The organism is Rhizobium sp. CFBP 13726 (genome assembly GCF_014841925.1).
Classification (GTDB): Bacteria; Pseudomonadota; Alphaproteobacteria; order Rhizobiales; family Rhizobiaceae; genus Neorhizobium; species Neorhizobium soli.
Genome location: NZ_JACYUU010000001.1, coordinates 449,356 through 467,034, shown reverse-complemented (window position 1 = coordinate 467,034; position 17,679 = coordinate 449,356). Strand labels below are relative to the sequence as shown.

Annotated in this window: 21 protein-coding genes; 6 read left to right on the top strand and 15 right to left on the bottom strand. The window is 59.7% G+C overall.

Annotated features, from left to right (window positions below; translation table 11 throughout):
• Positions 1-5 precede the first annotated feature (5 nt).
• Entirely contained in the window at positions 6-656 is a 651-nt protein-coding gene (locus IFT66_RS02255; RefSeq protein WP_184654835.1) for an HD domain-containing protein, read from the top strand.
• A gap of 9 nt (positions 657-665) precedes the next feature.
• Positions 666-1,511 (top strand): MOSC domain-containing protein, encoded by an 846-nt coding sequence (locus IFT66_RS02250; protein WP_192076678.1) that lies wholly within the window; start codon positions 666-668, stop codon positions 1,509-1,511.
• A 63-nt stretch (positions 1,512-1,574) separates the two neighbouring features.
• On the opposite strand, the gene IFT66_RS02245 is transcribed toward IFT66_RS02250, so the two are convergent.
• Positions 1,575-1,826 carry a hypothetical protein gene (locus IFT66_RS02245; RefSeq protein WP_139283842.1) on the bottom strand — a complete coding sequence of 84 codons (252 nt, stop codon included), beginning with the start codon at positions 1,824-1,826 and terminating at the stop codon, positions 1,575-1,577.
• 278 nt (positions 1,827-2,104) lie between these two features.
• Here IFT66_RS02245 and IFT66_RS02240 point away from each other — a divergent pair, with 278 nt between their 5' ends.
• Both IFT66_RS02240 and IFT66_RS02235 read left to right on the top strand, forming a co-directional pair.
• The gene (locus tag IFT66_RS02240) at positions 2,105-3,004 is read left to right on the top strand and encodes a DMT family transporter (RefSeq protein ID WP_062453384.1); all 900 of its coding nucleotides are present in this window, start codon (positions 2,105-2,107) and stop codon (positions 3,002-3,004) included.
• Between the two features lie 106 nt (positions 3,005-3,110).
• Complete coding sequence (locus IFT66_RS02235) at positions 3,111-4,337, top strand: MFS transporter (protein WP_192076677.1); 1,227 nt, start codon at positions 3,111-3,113, stop codon at positions 4,335-4,337.
• Here the strand turns inward: IFT66_RS02235 and recO are convergent.
• Positions 4,318-5,100: a DNA repair protein RecO gene (gene recO, locus IFT66_RS02230; protein WP_192076676.1), complete on the bottom strand. Its 783-nt coding sequence runs from the start codon at positions 5,098-5,100 to the stop codon at positions 4,318-4,320. The genes IFT66_RS02235 and recO overlap by 20 nt on opposite strands.
• A 221-nt stretch (positions 5,101-5,321) precedes the next feature.
• On the opposite strand from recO, the gene IFT66_RS02225 reads away from it, so the two are divergent.
• A complete protein-coding gene (locus IFT66_RS02225) occupies positions 5,322-5,714 on the top strand; it encodes a hypothetical protein (RefSeq protein WP_062453386.1) in 393 nt (130 codons plus the stop codon).
• Between the two features lie 10 nt (positions 5,715-5,724).
• Here the strand turns inward: IFT66_RS02225 and IFT66_RS02220 are convergent, their stop codons facing one another.
• The 10 genes from IFT66_RS02220 to rpoZ all read right to left on the bottom strand — a co-directional run bounded on the left by IFT66_RS02220 (position 5,725) and on the right by rpoZ (position 14,197).
• Positions 5,725-6,240 (bottom strand): PAS domain-containing protein, encoded by a 516-nt coding sequence (locus tag IFT66_RS02220; RefSeq protein WP_192076675.1) that lies wholly within the window; start codon positions 6,238-6,240, stop codon positions 5,725-5,727.
• 208 nt (positions 6,241-6,448) lie between these two features.
• Positions 6,449-6,964, bottom strand: a complete 516-nt coding sequence (locus IFT66_RS02215; protein ID WP_062453388.1) for a hypothetical protein — start codon at positions 6,962-6,964, stop codon at positions 6,449-6,451.
• Positions 6,965-7,160: 196 nt separating this feature from the next.
• Entirely contained in the window at positions 7,161-8,156 is a 996-nt protein-coding gene (gene era, locus IFT66_RS02210; protein ID WP_199864771.1) for a GTPase Era, read from the bottom strand.
• A gap of 9 nt (positions 8,157-8,165) precedes the next feature.
• A complete protein-coding gene (rnc, locus tag IFT66_RS02205; RefSeq protein ID WP_430240771.1) occupies positions 8,166-8,882 on the bottom strand; it encodes a ribonuclease III in 717 nt (238 codons plus the stop codon).
• Positions 8,882-9,637, bottom strand: a complete 756-nt coding sequence (gene lepB, locus IFT66_RS02200) for a signal peptidase I (protein WP_062454754.1) — start codon at positions 9,635-9,637, stop codon at positions 8,882-8,884. The genes rnc and lepB overlap by 1 nt, the downstream gene beginning before the upstream one ends.
• Positions 9,638-9,837: 200 nt before the next feature.
• Positions 9,838-10,245, bottom strand: coding sequence for a holo-ACP synthase (gene acpS, locus IFT66_RS02190; RefSeq protein WP_062453390.1), 408 nt, complete (start codon positions 10,243-10,245; stop codon positions 9,838-9,840).
• A gap of 15 nt (positions 10,246-10,260) precedes the next feature.
• Positions 10,261-10,890: a DUF2062 domain-containing protein gene (locus IFT66_RS02185; protein ID WP_192076674.1), complete on the bottom strand. Its 630-nt coding sequence runs from the start codon at positions 10,888-10,890 to the stop codon at positions 10,261-10,263.
• Between the two features lie 189 nt (positions 10,891-11,079).
• A complete protein-coding gene (locus IFT66_RS02180; protein WP_082471869.1) occupies positions 11,080-11,232 on the bottom strand; it encodes a DUF3563 family protein in 153 nt (50 codons plus the stop codon).
• 159 nt (positions 11,233-11,391) lie between these two features.
• Entirely contained in the window at positions 11,392-13,653 is a 2,262-nt protein-coding gene (locus tag IFT66_RS02175) for a RelA/SpoT family protein (protein WP_062453392.1), read from the bottom strand.
• A gap of 136 nt (positions 13,654-13,789) precedes the next feature.
• A complete protein-coding gene (gene rpoZ, locus IFT66_RS02170; protein WP_062454756.1) occupies positions 13,790-14,197 on the bottom strand; it encodes a DNA-directed RNA polymerase subunit omega in 408 nt (135 codons plus the stop codon).
• A gap of 279 nt (positions 14,198-14,476) precedes the next feature.
• Between rpoZ and IFT66_RS02165 the strand changes: the two genes are divergently transcribed.
• The gene (locus IFT66_RS02165; RefSeq protein WP_062453393.1) at positions 14,477-15,055 is read left to right on the top strand and encodes a LabA-like NYN domain-containing protein; all 579 of its coding nucleotides are present in this window, start codon (positions 14,477-14,479) and stop codon (positions 15,053-15,055) included.
• 62 nt (positions 15,056-15,117) lie between these two features.
• Here the strand turns inward: IFT66_RS02165 and IFT66_RS02160 are convergent, their stop codons facing one another.
• From IFT66_RS02160 to dapA, 3 genes are all read right to left on the bottom strand, one after another.
• Complete coding sequence (locus tag IFT66_RS02160; RefSeq protein ID WP_092661804.1) at positions 15,118-16,086, bottom strand: lysylphosphatidylglycerol synthase transmembrane domain-containing protein; 969 nt, start codon at positions 16,084-16,086, stop codon at positions 15,118-15,120.
• Between the two features lie 115 nt (positions 16,087-16,201).
• Positions 16,202-16,678 carry an SsrA-binding protein SmpB gene (gene smpB, locus IFT66_RS02155; protein WP_062453395.1) on the bottom strand — a complete coding sequence of 159 codons (477 nt, stop codon included), beginning with the start codon at positions 16,676-16,678 and terminating at the stop codon, positions 16,202-16,204.
• 109 nt (positions 16,679-16,787) lie between these two features.
• Positions 16,788-17,672 carry a 4-hydroxy-tetrahydrodipicolinate synthase gene (gene dapA / locus IFT66_RS02150; protein WP_062453396.1) on the bottom strand — a complete coding sequence of 295 codons (885 nt, stop codon included), beginning with the start codon at positions 17,670-17,672 and terminating at the stop codon, positions 16,788-16,790.
• Positions 17,673-17,679: the final 7 nt, after the last annotated feature.

The following is a 17,679-nucleotide window of genomic DNA, read 5'->3' as shown; positions in this document are numbered from 1 at the left end:
CCAGCATGACCGCGTCACTCGCAGAATCCTTTTCGCCCCACCAGGATCTGGCCAGAAGCCTCATTCCGCATGCCAGTGCTGGCGACGATGGAAGCCACGATCTGGCTCACATCGCCCGCGTCTTCAAGAATGCGATGCGCATTCATCAACACGAAGGCGGCGACGGGCGGGTGCTGGCAGCCGCGGTGCTGCTGCATGACTGCGTTGCGGTGGAAAAGAACTCCCCGCTGCGCAACCAGGCGTCTCGTCTTGCTGCGGAGAAGGCGGCGGGCATTCTGGGCGAGATGGGCTGGAGCGATACAGAGATCGATGCGGTCTCCCATGCGATACTCACCCACAGTTTTTCGGCAAATCTCGAGCCGCAGACGATCGAGGCGAAGATCCTGCAGGATGCGGACCGGCTCGATGCAATCGGCATGATCGGTGCGGCACGCTGTTTCTACATTGCCGGGCGGATGGGTTCGGCGCTTTACGATCCGGCCGATCCGCTCGCCAAGCATCGACCGCTGGACGACAGGACGTTTGCAATTGATCATTTCGAGACGAAGCTGTTCAAGCTCGCCGACGGCTTCAAGACGCAGGCCGGCCGGCAGGCGGCAAACGAACGACACCAGCGTCTGAAAAGTGTTCTCGACCTCTTTCTCGATGAAATTTGAGGAAAACCCATGCATGTCAGCGAGATCAACTACTACCCCTTGAAGAGCGGCCGCGGCATTTCGCTCACTGAGACGCAGATGACGTCCACGGGCATACCCGGCGATCGCAGCTTGATGCTGGTCGATACCAGGGGGCATTTCGTCAACCAGCGCGATCTTCCAGAAATGGCGCAGCTGCAGGTCCTGCCCGACACGGACGGGTTCAGGTTTTCGATGGAGAGCAAGGGCGGGATCACCGTCACCCGGCCGCCGGGCTACCGGCGTACCGATGTGGTCGTTTGGAATTCGATCGTCAGCGCCGCGCTGGCCGACAAGGATATCAACTCGACCCTTTGCGACTGGCTGGGCTGCGACGTGCGGCTTGTTTTCTTCGATGAACGTTCGAAGCGGATCGCAAGCGACGACTGGGCAGGACCCGATACGCCGGTCACATTTGCCGACGGATACCAGGTCCTGGTCACGACCACCGGCTCGCTCGAGGCGATCAATGCCGACATGGAGAAGCATGGAGAAGGCGCCGTCGGGATGGACCGGTTCCGCGCCAACATCGTCATCGACGACGGGGACGCCTTTGGCGATGACCATTGGGAGGCTATCGATATCGGTGGCGTTCGTCTCGATCTCGTCAAACCCTGCGCCCGCTGCATCATGATCACCCAGGATCAGGTGACCGGTTCACGGGATGTCGCCAACCCGATGCCGGCACTCGGTCGCCTGCGCATGTCGGCCGACCGGCGTGTTCCCGGCCCGCTGTTCGGATGGAACGCCGTGCCGCGCGGCAGCGGCATGATCGCAATTGGTGACGACGTGAAAGTGGTCTCAACACGCGGCGCGTGGGCCATCAAGCAGCGGTAAAGAACAGCGGCCATGTTGTTGTCTGGCCGCGTCCCCTTACCGGACTTGAGAACTGTCGTGAGCTTACCGCGCCAGGCGCATTGCCTGGCCCTGGCAATCCAGCACCTCGTCGATGGCGTGACCAATCTTTTCGATCAGTTCCTGCAGGTTCGGGTTTTCCGGATCGAGAAAATCGCCAACGAAGGCGACAACATTATCCGCCGTCAAAGGAAAACCGCTGATGCTACACTTCAGGATTGCCTGGTTTGCAATCGTGGTCGCGGTGATGCGCTCCAGAAATTCGTTTCGCTGGTCTTCCGTCATCCCAGTGAGCATCGTTTCTCCTGATTTGCTTGCCCAAGTCTAACTCAACCTTGAGAACATATGTTCCAGTCGCCAGTACGGGGAAGACCTCAAGTGGAGGTCTCCAGAACTATTTGCAGTTTCTCATATACCTTTTTCGGGTCTGAAGGTTCCCTCTGACGGCACCGCATGGCAGACATATCCAATCGGCGTTTGTTGACAAAGGTCAAAACCGGTCAAGAACACCAATCTCACAAACGTAGGGCGTCACGGCGGCGCTTGCGCGCTCCGCACTGGAATCGATCACCATCATGACATCTCGGTCTACGGGACTTCTCTTCGCGTTGACTGCTGTCATTATCTTCGCGGTTCAGGACGGCATCTCGAAACACCTGGGCGGCGCCTATCCTCCCATTTTCGTGGCGATGATCCGCTACTGGGCCTTCGCAGGTTTCGTGCTCATCGTGGCCGGTCGCTCGTCCGGCGGTGTCAAAGGTGCAGCGTCCGCGAACAGGTTGTGGCTGCAGATTGCCCGCGGCGTAATTCTGGTTTTCCAGATCGCGCTGTCGATCTTCTCGTTTGCCGAGGTCGGTCTTGCGGCCACCCATACGATCTTTGCTGCGACGCCGCTGCTTGTTGCCTGCCTTTCGGTGCCCCTGCTCGGCGAGAAGGTCGGCTGGCGGCGGTGGACCGCGATCGGCGTCGGCTTTGCCGGCATCCTGATGATCATCAATCCGCTGCATGCGACATTCGATTTCCGGATCGTCATCCCGCTGATCGGCACCACGATGTTTGCGCTCTACTCGGTGCTGACCCGGCTCGCGAGCCGCACCGACACGGCCGATACCGCGTTTTTCTACACGGGTATTGCCGGTGCTGCGGCGATCACGCTGGTCGGTCCGTTCTACTGGTCGCACATCACGCTTTCCGACTGGTTCTGGATGTTGACGCTTTGCGTTACCGGCATGACCGGGCACTATCTGCTGATCCGCGCCTACTCGCTCGTCGATGCCGTCGCGGTACAGCCGATGTTCTACGTACAGTCGGTGCTCGTCTGCCTGATCGGTGTGATGCTGTTCGGCGAGATGATGACCATCAACATGGTGGCCGGGTGTGCGATCGTCATCAGCGCCGGAGCCTTCACGCTCTGGCGCGAATCGCGGCTTGGCAAAGTCCCACCGCCCCCGATCGAGCCGCCCGGCGCGCTGTAGAGAAGGCTTTGTCGCATCAGCTGTTGTGATGCATCGCGTCAGGAAAAGTCGTTTCCCATTTCACACCTGCGCGGCTATGGATAATGCCTGATTTCAGGAGGCAAGCATGTCCAACCCCGCGCGCTCATCGATGCCCTGGCTGATCATCACGGCCGGTGCCTTGGTTGCGATGCTGACCTTCGGCCCGCGTTCGGCAATGGGCTTCTTCCAGTTGCCGATGTTGTCCGATCGTGGCTGGGATCGCACCACGTTCGGGCTCGCGATGGCGATCCAGAACCTCGCCTGGGGCCTTGGCCAGCCGATCTTCGGAGCGATAGCGGACAAATACGGTACAGGCCGCGTGCTCGCCCTGTCCGGTCTCCTCTATGCGGGCGGACTGTTCCTGATGTCGTCCGCGCAATCAATTCCGATGCTGCACCTGTCCGGCGGTCTGATGGTGGGGCTTGCCGTCGGCGCCGGTTCGTTCGGCACGATCCTGTCAGCCTTTGCCCGCAACGTAACGCCCGAACAGCGCTCCTTAGCGTTCGGGATCGGCACTGCCGCCGGATCCGCCGGGATGTTTCTGTTTGCGCCGCTCAGCCAGGCGCTGATCACGGCCTACGGCTGGTCGGACAGTCTGATGATCATGTCGGCGATGATGCTTGCTGTTCCGCTGCTTGCCATCCCGCTCCGTGGCAACGCGAGCTCCGGCACGCAGAACCAGACGGAGTTCAAGCAGACCGCGGCGCAGGCACTGCGGGAAGCCTTCGGGCACAAGTCGTACCTGTTGCTGACCTCGGGCTTTTTCGTCTGCGGTTTTCAGGTAGCTTTCATCACCGCGCATTTTCCGGCCTATCTTCGCGATATCGGCATCGAGGCTCGGTATGCGGTGATCGCCATGGCCCTGATCGGTTTCTTCAACATCATCGGCTCGCTTGGCGCCGGCGTGATCGGGCAGCGCTACTCGAAACCCTATCTGCTCGCCTATATCTATATCGGCCGCTCGATCGCCGTCACGGCCTTCCTGCTTCTGCCGCAGTCTCCGACCTCGGTCATCATCTTTGCCGCCGTGATGGGTCTCTTGTGGCTGTCCACGGTGCCGCCGACCAACGGACTGGTGGCGATCATGTTCGGCACGCGGCATCTGGGCCTGCTCGGCGGTTTCGTGTTCCTGTCGCACCAAGTAGGGTCGTTCCTCGGCGTCTGGATGGGCGGCGCGCTTTACGACAGGCTCGGTTCCTATGACATGGTCTGGTGGTTCGGCGTTGTGTTCGGCCTGTTTGCCGCGGCCGTACACTGGCCCATTCGCGAAAAGACGGTGAACCGCCAACCGGTCATGCAGCCGGCGGAATGATACCTGATCCTTGCGGCGTCTGATCGTCAGGGGCTTTCGACAGCGCCTTCAGCGCCGCCTGAACGAACCCGTCGCGGGCGGTACTCTGGGTCATTCCGCGCGGTTCATAGACATGCCGGGATAGGAAATGGCCGGTCAGACGGAAGGCCGCGGCCATGCCGTCGCGGTCAGCAGTCCTGGATGCCCCCTCTCCCAGAAAATCCGGCAGGGCCAGCATGCGGTCCGCATAGGGAGCGCCGGCATCGCGGCTCACGGCGCGACCGGACTTCGGCGACACATAGACAAGATCGCTGCGTGTGCCGGTCGCCGCACATTCCGAAAGATCCAGTCCGAAACCAAGATCGTTCAGCACCGCGAGTTCGAACCGGACGAAGAGTTCGCCCGCATCGCACGGATCATCCATCGCATCGAGAATGATATCGAGGGCCTCGAACAGGTGCGGATGCGGATCACGCTCGGGAAGCAGCCGAAGCAAAGCCCCCATCGCCTGGACACCGTAGACCGCCGTTGCGGTTTCCATCAGCTTTGCTGCACGCAGTTGCAGCGGTTCGAGCTTGAATTCGCCGAGATGCTCGTCGAGACGCGCGCGCCAGACCACCTCCACGCGGTTTCCCGGCTGCAGCACCGGTTGCATCGCGCGCGAGCGGCCGGAACGGACGATGCCGAGATGGCGGCCGCGTTCGCGCGTCATCAGTTCGGCGATGACACTCGTCTCGCCGTGGCGTTTCACGCCGATGATGATTGCCTCGTCCTGCCACTGCATCGATAGGTGAACTTCCTGTCTGCGTTGATCAGTTCTACCGTATAACCTCTTGGGACTGAATCGGTTTCTGCGTCTTTCCGGCACCGTTTGCGGGCTCTGTCGGTGTCTAGGTGTGGCTGTCGCGCCTCCCTTGATTTATCTCTCGATCGGGCTGGAACAAATTGCCTTCGCCGCGGATTTCTCCGCCGAACAGCCAAGAGCAATACGCTGCCGGAGATCACATGAAAAACGCCCTGCTCGCTACCGCTATCATTGCCGCGATGCCCTTTGGCCTCGCCTTGCCAACGCCTGCGGCCGCACAGTCGCCGCAGCTTGAACAGGCCTGCGTCGCGGTTGCCAAGAACTTCCTGCTCATTCCAGACGTCAAGACCGGCATTGTGCAGTCCTTCCCGGAACTCGATCCGCCGGGCGCACGTCTGACCTATTCGACCCGCCAGGACGCCAAGCCGACCGATTTCACCAACGAGATCGATTGCGAGTTCGGCAAGGGTGGACCTCCATTCACGCTGCTGCGCTTCTGCATCTCGAAGACATGCTACGGCCCGGGTGAGCAGGAACCCGAAAATCGTCGTCGCTTCGAAGAGGTCAAGGCGCTGATGGAGCGCAAGAAGTAAGATCTCCGTCTCAGCCGAGATCCGGCGTCAGCATGTTCAGTGCTGAAGACAGATATCGCGCGGCCAGAGCATGGCCGCGCGCTGAAGCGAGATCCAGCGCTGCCCGGCAGTGGCTCTCGAGCGGATCACTGATCTGGATCGGTTCGGCGAGCGCTGGCTGCACGATGACAGTGCCGCTGTAGATCGAAGGCAGCCCATCGACATCGCGCAGACAGCGCCCGTTCGCGCGAACGCTAACCTTATGGCCATCCGGATGGGTCAGGCTGTATTCGGCATTGTAGGCTGCACCATCGACGATCGCCATGTGGATAGCCCTGGCCACACGCTGCTTGTCGCCTTCGTCGATGTAGCGCACCAGGACGTCGATCGGCATTCCGATCGACAGGTCCTCGATCGAGAGACCAAACACATGGGCGATGACGTCGTCACCATAGACGCGGTTTTCTGCAACATTCCAGCTGTAGAACCCCACCGCGTTGATGAAATCCTGATCCGCTTCGTCAGAAGCGATCGTTCCGCGTGCCATGTACGCTCCCTATGCCAATACGACGCGTAGTTGTACCATCACCATCGCGTTAGCAATCGCGTACATTGATAGATGACAAGTTGCTACGGGACTCTACGTAACGAATCACGAGCGACCTTTGGCTGACAGGAATGTCCAAGGGAGCGATTCTGCAGCCATCGTGCACGACCGGAGGATGCAGACGCAATTTGCCCGAACCATGGATGCTTTACGCTTTTTTGCCGCCATCCAGCACGTTGAGTGCGGAGGACAGGTAGCGGGCCGCAAGCGCGTGGCGGCGGCTGTTGGCGATTTTCAAAGCCTCGAGACAATGGGTCTTGAGTGGATCGCCAGAATGAGCACCACTGCCCACTTCGACAGCGGTAACGGAACCTGTGTAGATCGACGGCAGGCCGAGCTTGTCGCGAAGGCATCGTCCCTGCCCTGTCACCGTGACGCGGCGACCGTCCACATGGGTGATCCCATAACTCTGGTGGCACTTTTTGCCAGAAATGATGGACTCGTGCAGGGCTTTTGCGACGCGCTGCTTGTCGCCATCGTCGACGTTGACGATGACCTGTTCGATCGGCGCGCCGCTCTCGAGGTCCCTGTAGGGGACCCCGTAGATGAATGCGAAGACCTGATCGCCGTAGACCTTGTTCTCCTGAACGTTCCAGCTGAAGAACCCAACCGCATCGCTGAGATCCATACCACTGAAGGCATCAAAACGTCTTATATCGCTCATGCCTGGCACCACCTCCACGATTTGCCGAGATCGCCTCAGTCCTTCAATACAACCAGCGTAACCCGTCGGCGTATTTTAGGAAATAACAATTAAGCATTTCCGAATTTACTAACATTCGAAATTACACAGCAGTTCCTTCTCCCGATATCAAGCTAACGCATCGGAAGGAGTCGGCAAGCCAAAAACGGTCAATCATTCAGTTTTTCGGGAATTCCAGGCCCATTTCGCGGAAACGTTGTGGATCGTCTCCCCAATTTTCCCTGACCTTCACAAAAAGGAACAGGTGAACGGGCTGTTCAAGGATCTCGGTCAGTTCCTTGCGCGACGCTGTCGAAATTGCCTTGATGGCGTCGCCGTTCTTGCCGAGAGCGATCTTCTTCTGGCTTTCGCGCTCGACATAGATGACCTGTTCGATCCTGACGGAGCCATCCTTGCGCTCTTCCCACTTCTCCGTCTCGACATGCGAGGCGTAGGGAAGCTCTTGGTGGAGCCTTAGAAAGAGCTTCTCGCGGGTGATTTCGGCCGCAAGCTGGCGCATCGGCAGGTCGGAAATCTGGTCCTCCGGGTAGTACCAGGGACCTTCCGGCAGGGTCGTGGAGAAATAGTCCATCAGATCGTCGCAACCGGAACCGGTCGTCGCCGAGATCATGAAGGTGCGCACGAAGTCGATCTTTTCGTTGGCCGCGGCAGCAAGCGCCAGAAGATCCTCTCGCTTGACCTGATCGATCTTGTTCAGAAGCAGCAGTTTCGGCTGATGCACATCCTTCAGACCCTCGAGGATCGCGTCGGCATCGCCGCGCAGGCCGCGTTCGCTGTCGATCAGGAGCGCGATCATGTCGGCATCCTTGGCGCCGCCCCAGGCGGTGGTCACCATGGCGCGGTCCAGCCTGCGGCGCGGCTTGAAGATGCCGGGCGTATCCATGAAGACGATCTGGGCGTTGTTGTGGATTGCGATGCCACGAACGATGGCGCGGGTCGTCTGCACCTTGTGGCTGACGATCGACACCTTGGCGCCGACGAGACGGTTGACCAACGTCGACTTGCCGGCATTGGTCGCGCCGATCAGCGCCACGAAACCGGAATGGGTCGGACCGGCTTCAGCCTGTTCCGCCGCCGCCTTGTCGGACGAGGTTTCCGGCTGAACGGCGTTTACGTCTTCGTCTCTGCCTTCGGTGGTGTTGTCTTCGATCATGATGTCCAATCAGTCTTCAGCAGAGGTCTTCTGCCAGACGCCTTCGCGTTCGAGTATCCTGGTGGCAGCCACCTGTTCGGCTGCACGTTTCGACCGGTCGGCGCCCGTTTCGGGCGAAACACCGGGAATCTCGACCGTCACGGTAAAGCGCGGGTCGTGATCCGGGCCGGAGCGGTCGTCAATGCGATAGGAAGGCGTCACGCCGAATTTGGCATGCGCCCATTCCTGCAATTCGGTCTTGGCGTCGCGGCGGGCGCCATCAGCGCGGGTCGCACGCGCCTTCCAATGACGCAGAATGAAACCGCGGGCAGCTTCCAGTCCGCCATCCAGATAAAGGGCGGCAATCAAGCTCTCCACCACATCGGCGCGGACGTTCATCATCCGCTTCCCGGTGATCTTCTTCACGTCGGCGCCGGTCCGGATGAAACGGTGCAGTTCCATCTCGTCTGCAACAATGGCACAGCTTTCGGCGCTGACCAACTGATTAAGGCGCACAGACAGCTCTCCTTCCGGTGCGGACCGGAAGGTGGTGAACAGAAGTTCGGCAACGCAGAGCCCGAGCACACGGTCGCCCAGAAACTCCAGACGCTCGTAATTGGCATCCTTGGCAAGACCGACGCTGGCATGGGTCAGCGCCCGGTCAAGCCACTGCTTCTCGGAAAAGACATGGCCGATTATCGTCTCGAGACGGCCGCGTTCTTCTTCCGAGAGTGAGAGCGGTTTCATCAATGAACGCCCTTGAAGAGACGGTCCCAACGCATGTTGGACGGCCATTTCCAGATCTCGCGGAAGGACGTGTCGTTGCCGAGCGAGAAGAAGATGACGCTGGCGCGACCGACGAGGTTTTCGGCCGGAACCATGCCCGGACCTTCGTCAAAGCGGCTGTCGAGCGAGTTGTCGCGGTTGTCGCCCATGAAGAAATAGTGTTCCGCCGGCACGACGAACTCGCGGGTGTTGTCGCCGCGCGAGCTTGGGGACTGGTCGAGCGTGTCAAAGGTCACGCCGTTGTCGAGCGTCTCGCGGAAGACTGGAACGTTGGTGCCTGGATCGGAGCGGTAGTCGGATGTGAAAGCGCCGTCGCCCTGCTTGGGTACAGCGGTTCCGTTGACGAAGAGCACGCCGTCGCGAACCTGGATGCGGTCACCGGGAAGGCCGATCAGGCGCTTGATGTAATCGATCTCGGGCTGCTGCGGCAGGCGGAACACGATCACGTCGCCGCGCTTCGGCTCGCTGAACTGAAGGACACGGCCTTCAAACAGGTCCGGCGAAAACGGCATCGAATACTTCGAGAACCCGTAGGCGAACTTGTTGACGAATATATAGTCGCCGACCAGGAGCGTCGGCATCATCGAGCCGGACGGAATCGTGAAGGGCTGGAACAGGACGGTGCGGATCACCATAGCCAGCAGCAAGGCCTGGATGATGACCTTGATGTTTTCCCAAAGGGCATTCTGCGGCTTCGTCTCGGCGTTATCGGACACGTATTTCAATCTCTCTCTTCACGGCGGATGGCTACCTGTGTGAAACGTGCCGCAATCTTCGAGAGATCACGCCCGCCGTTCAGGTCATTCCTGCGTGGCACCTTGTAGCTACAAAACCGCTGCGCGCTTTTGCGGGACATGCTTTAGCGTCTTCACAGAGCGGCGGCAATGGGCCACCGCTTCGCCAAATTCGGGTACGCTCACGGAGCGGCCACCGGTCGCGCCTCAATGATCACGAAGGCCTGCGCATAGGGATACTCGTCGGTGATCGTGACGTGGATGAAAGGCTCCTGACCGGCGGGCATCAGTTCCGCCAGCCGCTCGCCCGCGCCACCCGTCAACACCATGGTCGGCTTGCCGCCCGGCAGGTTGACAACGCCCATGTCTTTCCAGAACACGCCGTTTGCAAGGCCGGTGCCGAGAGCCTTGGAGCAGGCTTCCTTGGCGGCGAACCGCTTAGCATAGGATTCGGCGCGGTTCTTCCGACGATCGGACTTTGCGCGCTCGATATCGGTGAAACAACGATGGGTGAACCGTTCCCCGAAACGTTCGATGGATTTTTCAACTCGACGGATGTCGATGAGGTCACTGCCCATGCCGATAATCATCAAAGTCCCTCTTTCTCAAGCATCGACTGACTTGCGGTCTGCCGGCTGCGCCGTCAAGTTCCCCGGCTGATATTCCCGCTCATAGGCCTGCTGATATTCGCTGCGGCGGGCAAGGCGACGCTCCGTCTGGCTGTTGCGAAAACTGCGGATTCCGAAATAGGTCGCGACATAGACAAGCAGTCCGCAGAACAGTCCGGGAGGCAGCGAGCCGATCAGCATCGGCTCCAGGATCGGGTCCCAGAGTTCCGATAGCTTGAGCTGGGAAAACAGCGCCGCTAGATCGACCGGCCGCGCTTCGCCGCCGCCAGCGCGGCCAAGGATGAACTGGCCGATTTCCCACGTAAGCGGCCAGATGATGGGACAAGTAACGGGATTGGCGAAGGCCGTGCCAAGCGCCGCAGCGACCATGCTGCCGCCCAGCACCCAGGCAAAAGGAATCGCAAAAAGGATGTGGAAGCCGAGAAAGGGTGTCCAGGCGCTGACCATGCCGATGGCAAGACCGGCAGCAACCGCATGCGGCGAACCGCCGATGCGCAAGATCTTGAGCCGGTAATATCCGAGCACACGGCGGAACCCCTTCGGGGGGAATATTGCGCGATACAGCTTTTCTCGGAAGGTCGGGGCTTTGCGGCGCCGAAAGGGCATGAAGCAGCTTCTTTCTGGTTCGGTCCGGTCAAGGATCCGAGAACCATCATCTCAGTTCGGAAACGGTCTTCGTAGCGGAAGCCCAAGATGATGGCGAAAATTGGCCGCTGGCATCGGGCCGCTTCGCGCACGGCCCCCGGATAGATCTACTGCACGACAGACGGCCGAGCCGCTGTCATGTCATTGAATTCAGATGGACTTGCGGAACATGCCACGGTCGATCTGTCGAACGCGGTGCTCGAGATCGAAGCGATCGCAGGCTTCGTTGAGGTATGCCATTTCGCGTTCCTGGACGGAAGGGCCGCGCAGGACGCGGGCGAACTTGCGGACGGAGGTAAACATCTGACGTCTCTTTCGGTAAATGTTGCGGTGCAGCAGATATAGGCTGAACCAGCGGGCTTTACCAACGCAAGGGTTACCTCCCAGCCCTGCATTGAATGCATACCCTCCCAAATGGAGCGCACTCAAAACAGGCAGTCCGCGTCGACGGTCGGCTGGGGTCTAGTCGTAGACACGCTTCAGGTTGGAAACGCAGTCCAGTTCCTTCAGCTGCGTCAGGAGCTGATTGAGCTGGCGCACGTCCCAGACTTCGACTTCCATAGCGATCTCGGAGAAATCGGCGGCGCGATTGCTGGCCATCGACAAGGATCGGATGTTGATGTCGAGACCGCCGATTGTCTTCGCGACCGTCGCAAGGGTGCCTGGCTCGTTGATCGTGTTGACGTCGATACGGGCCAGAAAACGCGACTTGTTGGCCTCGTCGAGATCCCAGCGCACATCGATCCAGCGCTCCGGTTCCTCATCGAAGTGCTGCAGGATCGGGGCCTGGATCGGATAGATGGTGATCGCCTCGCCCTTGTCCATGATCCCGACGATACGGTCTCCGGGCACGGCGCCGCTCGGTGCGAAACGCACCTGCATATTGCCGGCAAGACCGCGGATCGGAACCGGTTCCGGGCTCAACGCCACGACATCGCCGGCATTGACGGCCGCCTGGGAGTCCTCCAGCGGTGCCTTTGGCTGGTTCGGCAGCTTGAACATCATGCCGGACGCGCTGCGCATGTTGAACCAGCCGTCATCGGCCGATGGCTTCACGGTAACGCGTTCGTCCTTGAAATCAGGGAAGACGGCGCGCAGCACGTCGAGCGACGACAGCTCCCCTCGCCCGACGGCAGCGATCGCATCCTCGACATCCTTGTGGGCAAGCCGATGCAGAGCAGGCTTCAGCGCCTCGCGGGTAAAGGTCTTTGCGGCGCGATCGAAGGTGCGCTCCAGAATGCGATAGCCGAGGCCGGCATACTGTTTGCGGATCGCCATGCGGGTAGCGCGGCGGATGGCCGAGCGGGCCTTGCCGGTGACGACGATTTCTTCCCAGGCGGCCGGCGGAACCTGCACGCCCGAGCGGATGATCTCCACCTCGTCACCGTTGTTCAGCCGGGTGACAAGCGGCATGATACGGCCGTTGATCTTGGCGCCAACCGTGGTGTCGCCGATATTGGTATGAACCGCGTAGGCAAAGTCGATCGGCGTGGCACCGCGCGGCAGCGCGATCAGCTTGCCCTTGGGCGTGAAGCAGAAGACCTGATCCTGGAACAGTTCGAGCTTGGTATGCTCCAGAAATTCTTCCGGATTGTCGCCTTCGGCAAGCGACTCGATCGTATGGCGCAGCCAGGAATAGGCGCTCGATTCCTTGGGCAGAAGATCGTCGCCCTTGGCACCACCCGACTGGCCGTCCTTATAGAGCGCATGCGCGGCGATCCCGTATTCGGCAATCTCCTGCATCATCTCGGTACGGATCTGCAATTCGATACGCTGCCTGGACGGGCCGACGATCGTCGAGTGGATCGAGCGATAGTCGTTCTGCTTCGGGTTGGAGATGTAGTCCTTGAAGCGGCCCGGCACGACGCGCCAGCGGGTATGAACGATGCCGAGCGCCTTGTAGCAGCAGGCGACGTCGTCGACGACGATGCGGAATCCGTAGAGGTCGGAAAGCTGCTCGAAGGACAGCGACTTCGACTGCATCTTGCGGAAGATGGAATAGGGCTTCTTCTGGCGCCCCTTGACGGCGGCGTCCGGCAGGCCGTTGGCGACGAGAAGATCGCGCAACTCGTCCTCGATCTTCTTGATCAGCCCTTCGTTGCGGGCCGAAAGATCGGCCAGCCGCTGGGTGACCGTCGCATAGGCTTCCGGGTTGATGTAGCGGAAAGACAGGTCCTCGAGTTCGTCGCGCATGTCCTGCATGCCCATGCGGCCGGCAAGCGGCGCATAGATATCCATCGTCTCTTCGGAAATGCGGGCCTTCTGCTCGGCCTTCATATGGTCGAGCGTGCGCATGTTGTGCAGCCGGTCGGCAAGCTTGACCAGCAGGACGCGCACGTCGTCGGAGATCGCCAGCAGCAGCTTGCGCAGGTTCTCGGCCTGCTTGGCCTTTTTCGAGACGAGATCGAGACGCTTGAGCTTGGTCAGACCTTCGACGAGACGACCGATATCCTCGCCGAACAGTTCATCGATCTCGGCGCGGGTCGCTGTCGTATCCTCAATCGTATCGTGCAGCAACGCGACGGCGATCGTCGACTCGTCGAGATGCATGTCGGTGAGGATGGCAGCCACTTCGAGCGGATGCGAGATATAGGGATCGCCAGAGGCGCGTTTTTGCTGGCCATGCTTTTGCATGGCGTAGACATAGGCCTTGTTGAGAAGAGCTTCGTTGGCCTCGGGCTTGTACTTCTGTACCCGCTCAACAAGCTCGTACTGCCTCATCATCCCGTGAAATGCCCTCGATACCGGGTCCAACAAAATAAAAATGGCGCGCCAACCATCAGATCAGCGCGGCCATCATAGATATCAAGCCAGATTAGGGCGAGAGAATGAACGGTCCCTTGCCCAAACAATGCATCAATCAGTAATCGTCGCTCTTTTCTGGCGGCACGAGGCCTTCGATACCGGCGAGAAGGTCTTCTTCCGACATCTGGTCGAAATTGACGGTTTCCGCAGCGCCGTCTTCCTCGTCGTTGCCAGAGGCTGTCGACGTGCTGCCGGCAGCAATCAGGGTTGCCGGATCGGGCTCGGGCTCGTCGATCTCGACATGCTTCTGCAGCGAATGGATCAGGTCTTCCTTCAGGTCGTCGGGAGACAGCGTTTCGTCGGCGATTTCTCGTAGTGCGACGACCGGGTTCTTGTCATTGTCGCGATCGATGGTGATCGCTGCGCCCTGCGAGATCTGGCGGGCACGGTGGCTGGCGAGAAGCACCAGCTCAAAACGATTATCGACTTTGTCAATGCAATCTTCTACTGTGACACGGGCCATTGCCTGTCCTTTGCGGTCGTTATTTTCGGAATTGCTACGCCCGATACAGCCATTGCCGGCGAAATTCAAGTTTATTCATGCCGACTGCCGCATGCCGCCGACCGTGGTGGCGATGACTCTGGCCAGATTCAACGAAAGGTTGCTTGGATAAAAGCGAATCCTACCATAAATGACATTTATATGATTAGCTGGTAATTTAACCGATAAATACCTAAGCGATCGGCTCAACTTTTCATTTGACGGGTCCTTGGTCAAGCAGCTTGAAGGGGATGGAGACATATGTTTGACCCAAGAGAGAAGATAGCTCTCTTTATCGACGGTGCTAATCTTTACGCGGCCTCGAAAAGCCTTGGTTTCGATATTGATTACCGTAAGCTTCTGAAGGCTTTTCAGAAGCGCGGCTATCTGTTGCGTGCCTATTACTATACGGCGCTGATCGAGGATCAGGAATATTCGTCGATCAGGCCGCTGATCGACTGGCTGGATTACAACGGCTACAAGGTTGTGACAAAGCCCGCCAAGGAGTTCACGGATTCGCTTGGCCGCCGCAAAATCAAGGGCAACATGGATATCGAGCTCGCGATCGATGCGATGGAACAGGCCGAGACCGTTGATCATCTCGTGCTGTTTTCGGGCGATGGCGACTTCACCAATCTTGTCGAAGCGCTGCAGCGCCGCGGTCGCAAGGTCTCGGTCGTTTCGACGATGCAGACGCAGCCGCCGATGATCGCCGACGACCTGCGCCGGCAGGCCGATCATTTCATCGATCTGATGACACTGAAAGCCGAAGTGGGCCGCGATCCATCGGAACGCGCACCACGGCCGACGGAGCCTGCTCCCGAACCGGCCGAAGGCTGAGATCATCCCCGGAAAGAAAAAAGGCGCCGTTCGACGGCGCCTTTTTTTGTTGGGGAAAACGACTAGGCCGAATGCGGCTCCGGCGTCACCGAAGATGACGCCCCCTGCCCGGCGCTGCGCTTTCGTGCACGAAACACGCCCTCGACGATCAGGGCCAGGGGAAGCCCGATAAAGAACGGAATGAAGAAGTAGATCACTCGGAACGCGACAAGCGAACCGATCGACGCCTGATCGCCCATCACGTGGCGAACGGTTGCCTCGAGGACTCCAAGGCCACCCGGCGCATGGGTAATGAGGATTGCCAGATTGGCGAGCACGAACGCGGTCGCGGCCTTCAGGTAGCTGACATCGGCGCTCGCTGCCATGACTTCGCGCAGACAGGCGGATACGAGCGCGAAATTAATCGTGCCGATCACCACCTGTGCGATGGCGATCCTGAGCGTCGGCATCTCAAAGCTCCAGGAGCGGATCTTCAAAGGCGCGCGCACCGTTGCCGCGAGGATGAGATATACACCCGTCACGGCGAGGCAGGCAAAACCGATCCCCATGACCATCGCCTCCGACAGCCGCAGGACTGTTGCGGCATCCTTCGGATTGATGATCATCACGATACCCGACAGAACGGCCATGCCGATGCCGACAGTGACACCGGAAAACAGGACGATCTTGGCAACGTCCTCGGTGCTCATGCCCCAGTGATGATAGTAGCGATAGCGCAGCGCGCCACTGCTGAGACCCGACAGGCCGACACTCTGACCGATCGACAGCGCGATGAAGGAGGCAAGGCCGATCTTGGGATAGGAGAGGTCGTTCTTCACGTAGCGCACGCCGGCCCAATCGAAGCCAGACAGGCAGACATAGGACCCGGCGGCAAACAGGCCCGCCATGACGAGATTATAGGTCGGGATATCCCGGACGGACTGGACAATGTCGCTGAGCGAGTATTCGCGGAACGTATGGTACAGAAGGTAGCCGGCGGCGCCGAAGCCGATGACAATCGTGATGTAGGTAAAGATCTGCTTTTTCGTCATCGCCCACTTGCCCCAAAATAACGAGCTGAAACGGGCGATGTGTGGTTTTGTTCCGCCGTGAGGGTTCTCCAGCTCGCTCGAGCACGCGCTTAACGCGACGCCCGACGGGTCAGCCTCAACCGGCCTTGAAAAGCCGCGACTTCTCGCGGTTCCAGTCGCGTTCCTTCTCGGTCTCGCGCTTGTCGTGCAGCTTCTTGCCCTTGGCGAGCGCCAGTTCGAGTTTCGCGCGACCCTTTTCATTGAAGTAGATCTTCAACGGCACCAGCGTCATGCCTTCGCGGTTGATACCGACACGCAGGCGGGAAATCTCGCGCTTCGACAAAAGCAGCTTCCGGCGACGGCGCGGCTCATGGTTGAAGCGGTTGGCCTGCAGATATTCCGGAAGATGGCTGTTGATCAGCCAGATTTCATTGCCTTCGTCGGAGGCGTAGGACTCGGCGATATTTGCCTTGCCGTCACGCAGCGACTTGACCTCGGTGCCGGTCAGCATGATGCCGGCTTCGTAGGTATCGAGGATCTCGTAATTGAAGCGGGCCTTGCGGTTTTCCGCGACAATCTTGTTCACCGTGCGCTGGCTGCCTTTGGGGGCCATTGAAATCTTCCGTCGCCCTTCATCTGAAACACAATCCCCGCCCATGGGCGATGAGCGGGGTTCGATTTCTATGTAATGCGCCAGGCAGCAAAAGTGAAGCGCTGCGGCTTCAGTTCAGGATACCCGCATGACGCAGTGCTGCATCAATGGCAGCTTCCGTCGCCGGTTCCAGCGTCGACATCAGCGGAGAGCGGACAGCGCGGTTCAGGCCGCGGACCTTGTAAAGTCCGTATTTCGAACCGCAGACGCCGGGCTCCATGAAGATCGCCTTGTGGAGCGGCATCAGGCGATCCTGATACTCGAGTGCCTTGGCATAATCGCCGGCAAGCGTGGCGGCCTGGAACTCGGCACAAAGCCGCGGCGCGACATTGGCCGTCACCGAGATGCAGCCAACGCCACCATGGGCGTTGAAGCCAAGTGCCGTCGCATCCTCGCCGGACAGCTGCACAAATTCCGACCCGCAGGTGATGCGCTGTTCGGAGACGCGCTCGATCTTGCCGGTCGCATCCTTGACGCCGACGATGTTCTTGTAGGCCTTGGTAAGGAAACCCATCGTTTCCGGGGTCATGTCGATGACCGACCGGCCGGGAATGTTGTAGATGATGATCGGCAGATCGGTTGCTTCGGCGACCGCGGAAAAATGCGCGATCAGGCCCTTCTGGGTCGGCTTGTTGTAATAGGGTGTGACCACCAGAAGCGCATCGGCACCCGCGGTCTGCGCATGCTGGGCAAGCTCGATCGCTTCGCGGGTGTTGTTGGACCCGGCGCCGGCGATGACAGGGACGCGGCCGCGGGCGGCCTCGACGCACAGTTCAACGACCCGCTTGTGTTCGTCGTGCGAGAGCGTCGGAGATTCGCCGGTCGTACCGACCGGGACCAGACCGGAACTGCCTTCCGAGATCGTCCACTCCACATGCGCGGCGAAAGCATCCTCGTCCACCGCGCCGTCGGTGGTGAAGGGGGTGACGAGAGCGGGGATCGATCCCTTGAACATGCAAAAC

Excerpts from the sequence above, each read along its gene's own strand:
- dapA (WP_062453396.1), bottom strand. The coding sequence starts at position 17,672 with ATGTTCAAGGGATCGATCCCCGCTCTCGTCACCCCCTTCACCACCGAC.
- smpB (WP_062453395.1), bottom strand. The coding sequence starts at position 16,678 with ATGGCCCCCAAAGGCAGCCAGCGCACGGTGAACAAGATTGTCGCGGAA.
- acpS (WP_062453390.1), bottom strand. The coding sequence starts at position 10,245 with ATGATTATCGGCATGGGCAGTGACCTCATCGACATCCGTCGAGTTGAA.
- IFT66_RS02215 (WP_062453388.1), bottom strand. The coding sequence starts at position 6,964 with ATGAGCGATATAAGACGTTTTGATGCCTTCAGTGGTATGGATCTCAGC.
- recO (WP_192076676.1), bottom strand. The coding sequence starts at position 5,100 with ATGCAGTGGCAGGACGAGGCAATCATCATCGGCGTGAAACGCCACGGC.
- rnc (WP_430240771.1), bottom strand. The coding sequence starts at position 8,882 with ATGAAACCGCTCTCACTCTCGGAAGAAGAACGCGGCCGTCTCGAGACG.
- IFT66_RS02225 (WP_062453386.1), top strand. The coding sequence starts at position 5,322 with ATGAAAAACGCCCTGCTCGCTACCGCTATCATTGCCGCGATGCCCTTT.
- IFT66_RS02255 (WP_184654835.1), top strand. The coding sequence starts at position 6 with ATGACCGCGTCACTCGCAGAATCCTTTTCGCCCCACCAGGATCTGGCC.
- era (WP_199864771.1), bottom strand. The coding sequence starts at position 8,156 with ATGATCGAAGACAACACCACCGAAGGCAGAGACGAAGACGTAAACGCC.
- IFT66_RS02160 (WP_092661804.1), bottom strand. The coding sequence starts at position 16,086 with ATGACGAAAAAGCAGATCTTTACCTACATCACGATTGTCATCGGCTTC.
- IFT66_RS02240 (WP_062453384.1), top strand. The coding sequence starts at position 2,105 with ATGACATCTCGGTCTACGGGACTTCTCTTCGCGTTGACTGCTGTCATT.
- IFT66_RS02235 (WP_192076677.1), top strand. The coding sequence starts at position 3,111 with ATGTCCAACCCCGCGCGCTCATCGATGCCCTGGCTGATCATCACGGCC.
- IFT66_RS02175 (WP_062453392.1), bottom strand. The coding sequence starts at position 13,653 with ATGATGAGGCAGTACGAGCTTGTTGAGCGGGTACAGAAGTACAAGCCC.
- rpoZ (WP_062454756.1), bottom strand. The coding sequence starts at position 14,197 with ATGGCCCGTGTCACAGTAGAAGATTGCATTGACAAAGTCGATAATCGT.
- IFT66_RS02250 (WP_192076678.1), top strand. The coding sequence starts at position 666 with ATGCATGTCAGCGAGATCAACTACTACCCCTTGAAGAGCGGCCGCGGC.
- IFT66_RS02165 (WP_062453393.1), top strand. The coding sequence starts at position 14,477 with ATGTTTGACCCAAGAGAGAAGATAGCTCTCTTTATCGACGGTGCTAAT.
- IFT66_RS02220 (WP_192076675.1), bottom strand. The coding sequence starts at position 6,240 with ATGGCACGCGGAACGATCGCTTCTGACGAAGCGGATCAGGATTTCATC.
- IFT66_RS02245 (WP_139283842.1), bottom strand. The coding sequence starts at position 1,826 with ATGCTCACTGGGATGACGGAAGACCAGCGAAACGAATTTCTGGAGCGC.
- IFT66_RS02185 (WP_192076674.1), bottom strand. The coding sequence starts at position 10,890 with ATGCCCTTTCGGCGCCGCAAAGCCCCGACCTTCCGAGAAAAGCTGTAT.
- IFT66_RS02180 (WP_082471869.1), bottom strand. The coding sequence starts at position 11,232 with ATGTTTACCTCCGTCCGCAAGTTCGCCCGCGTCCTGCGCGGCCCTTCC.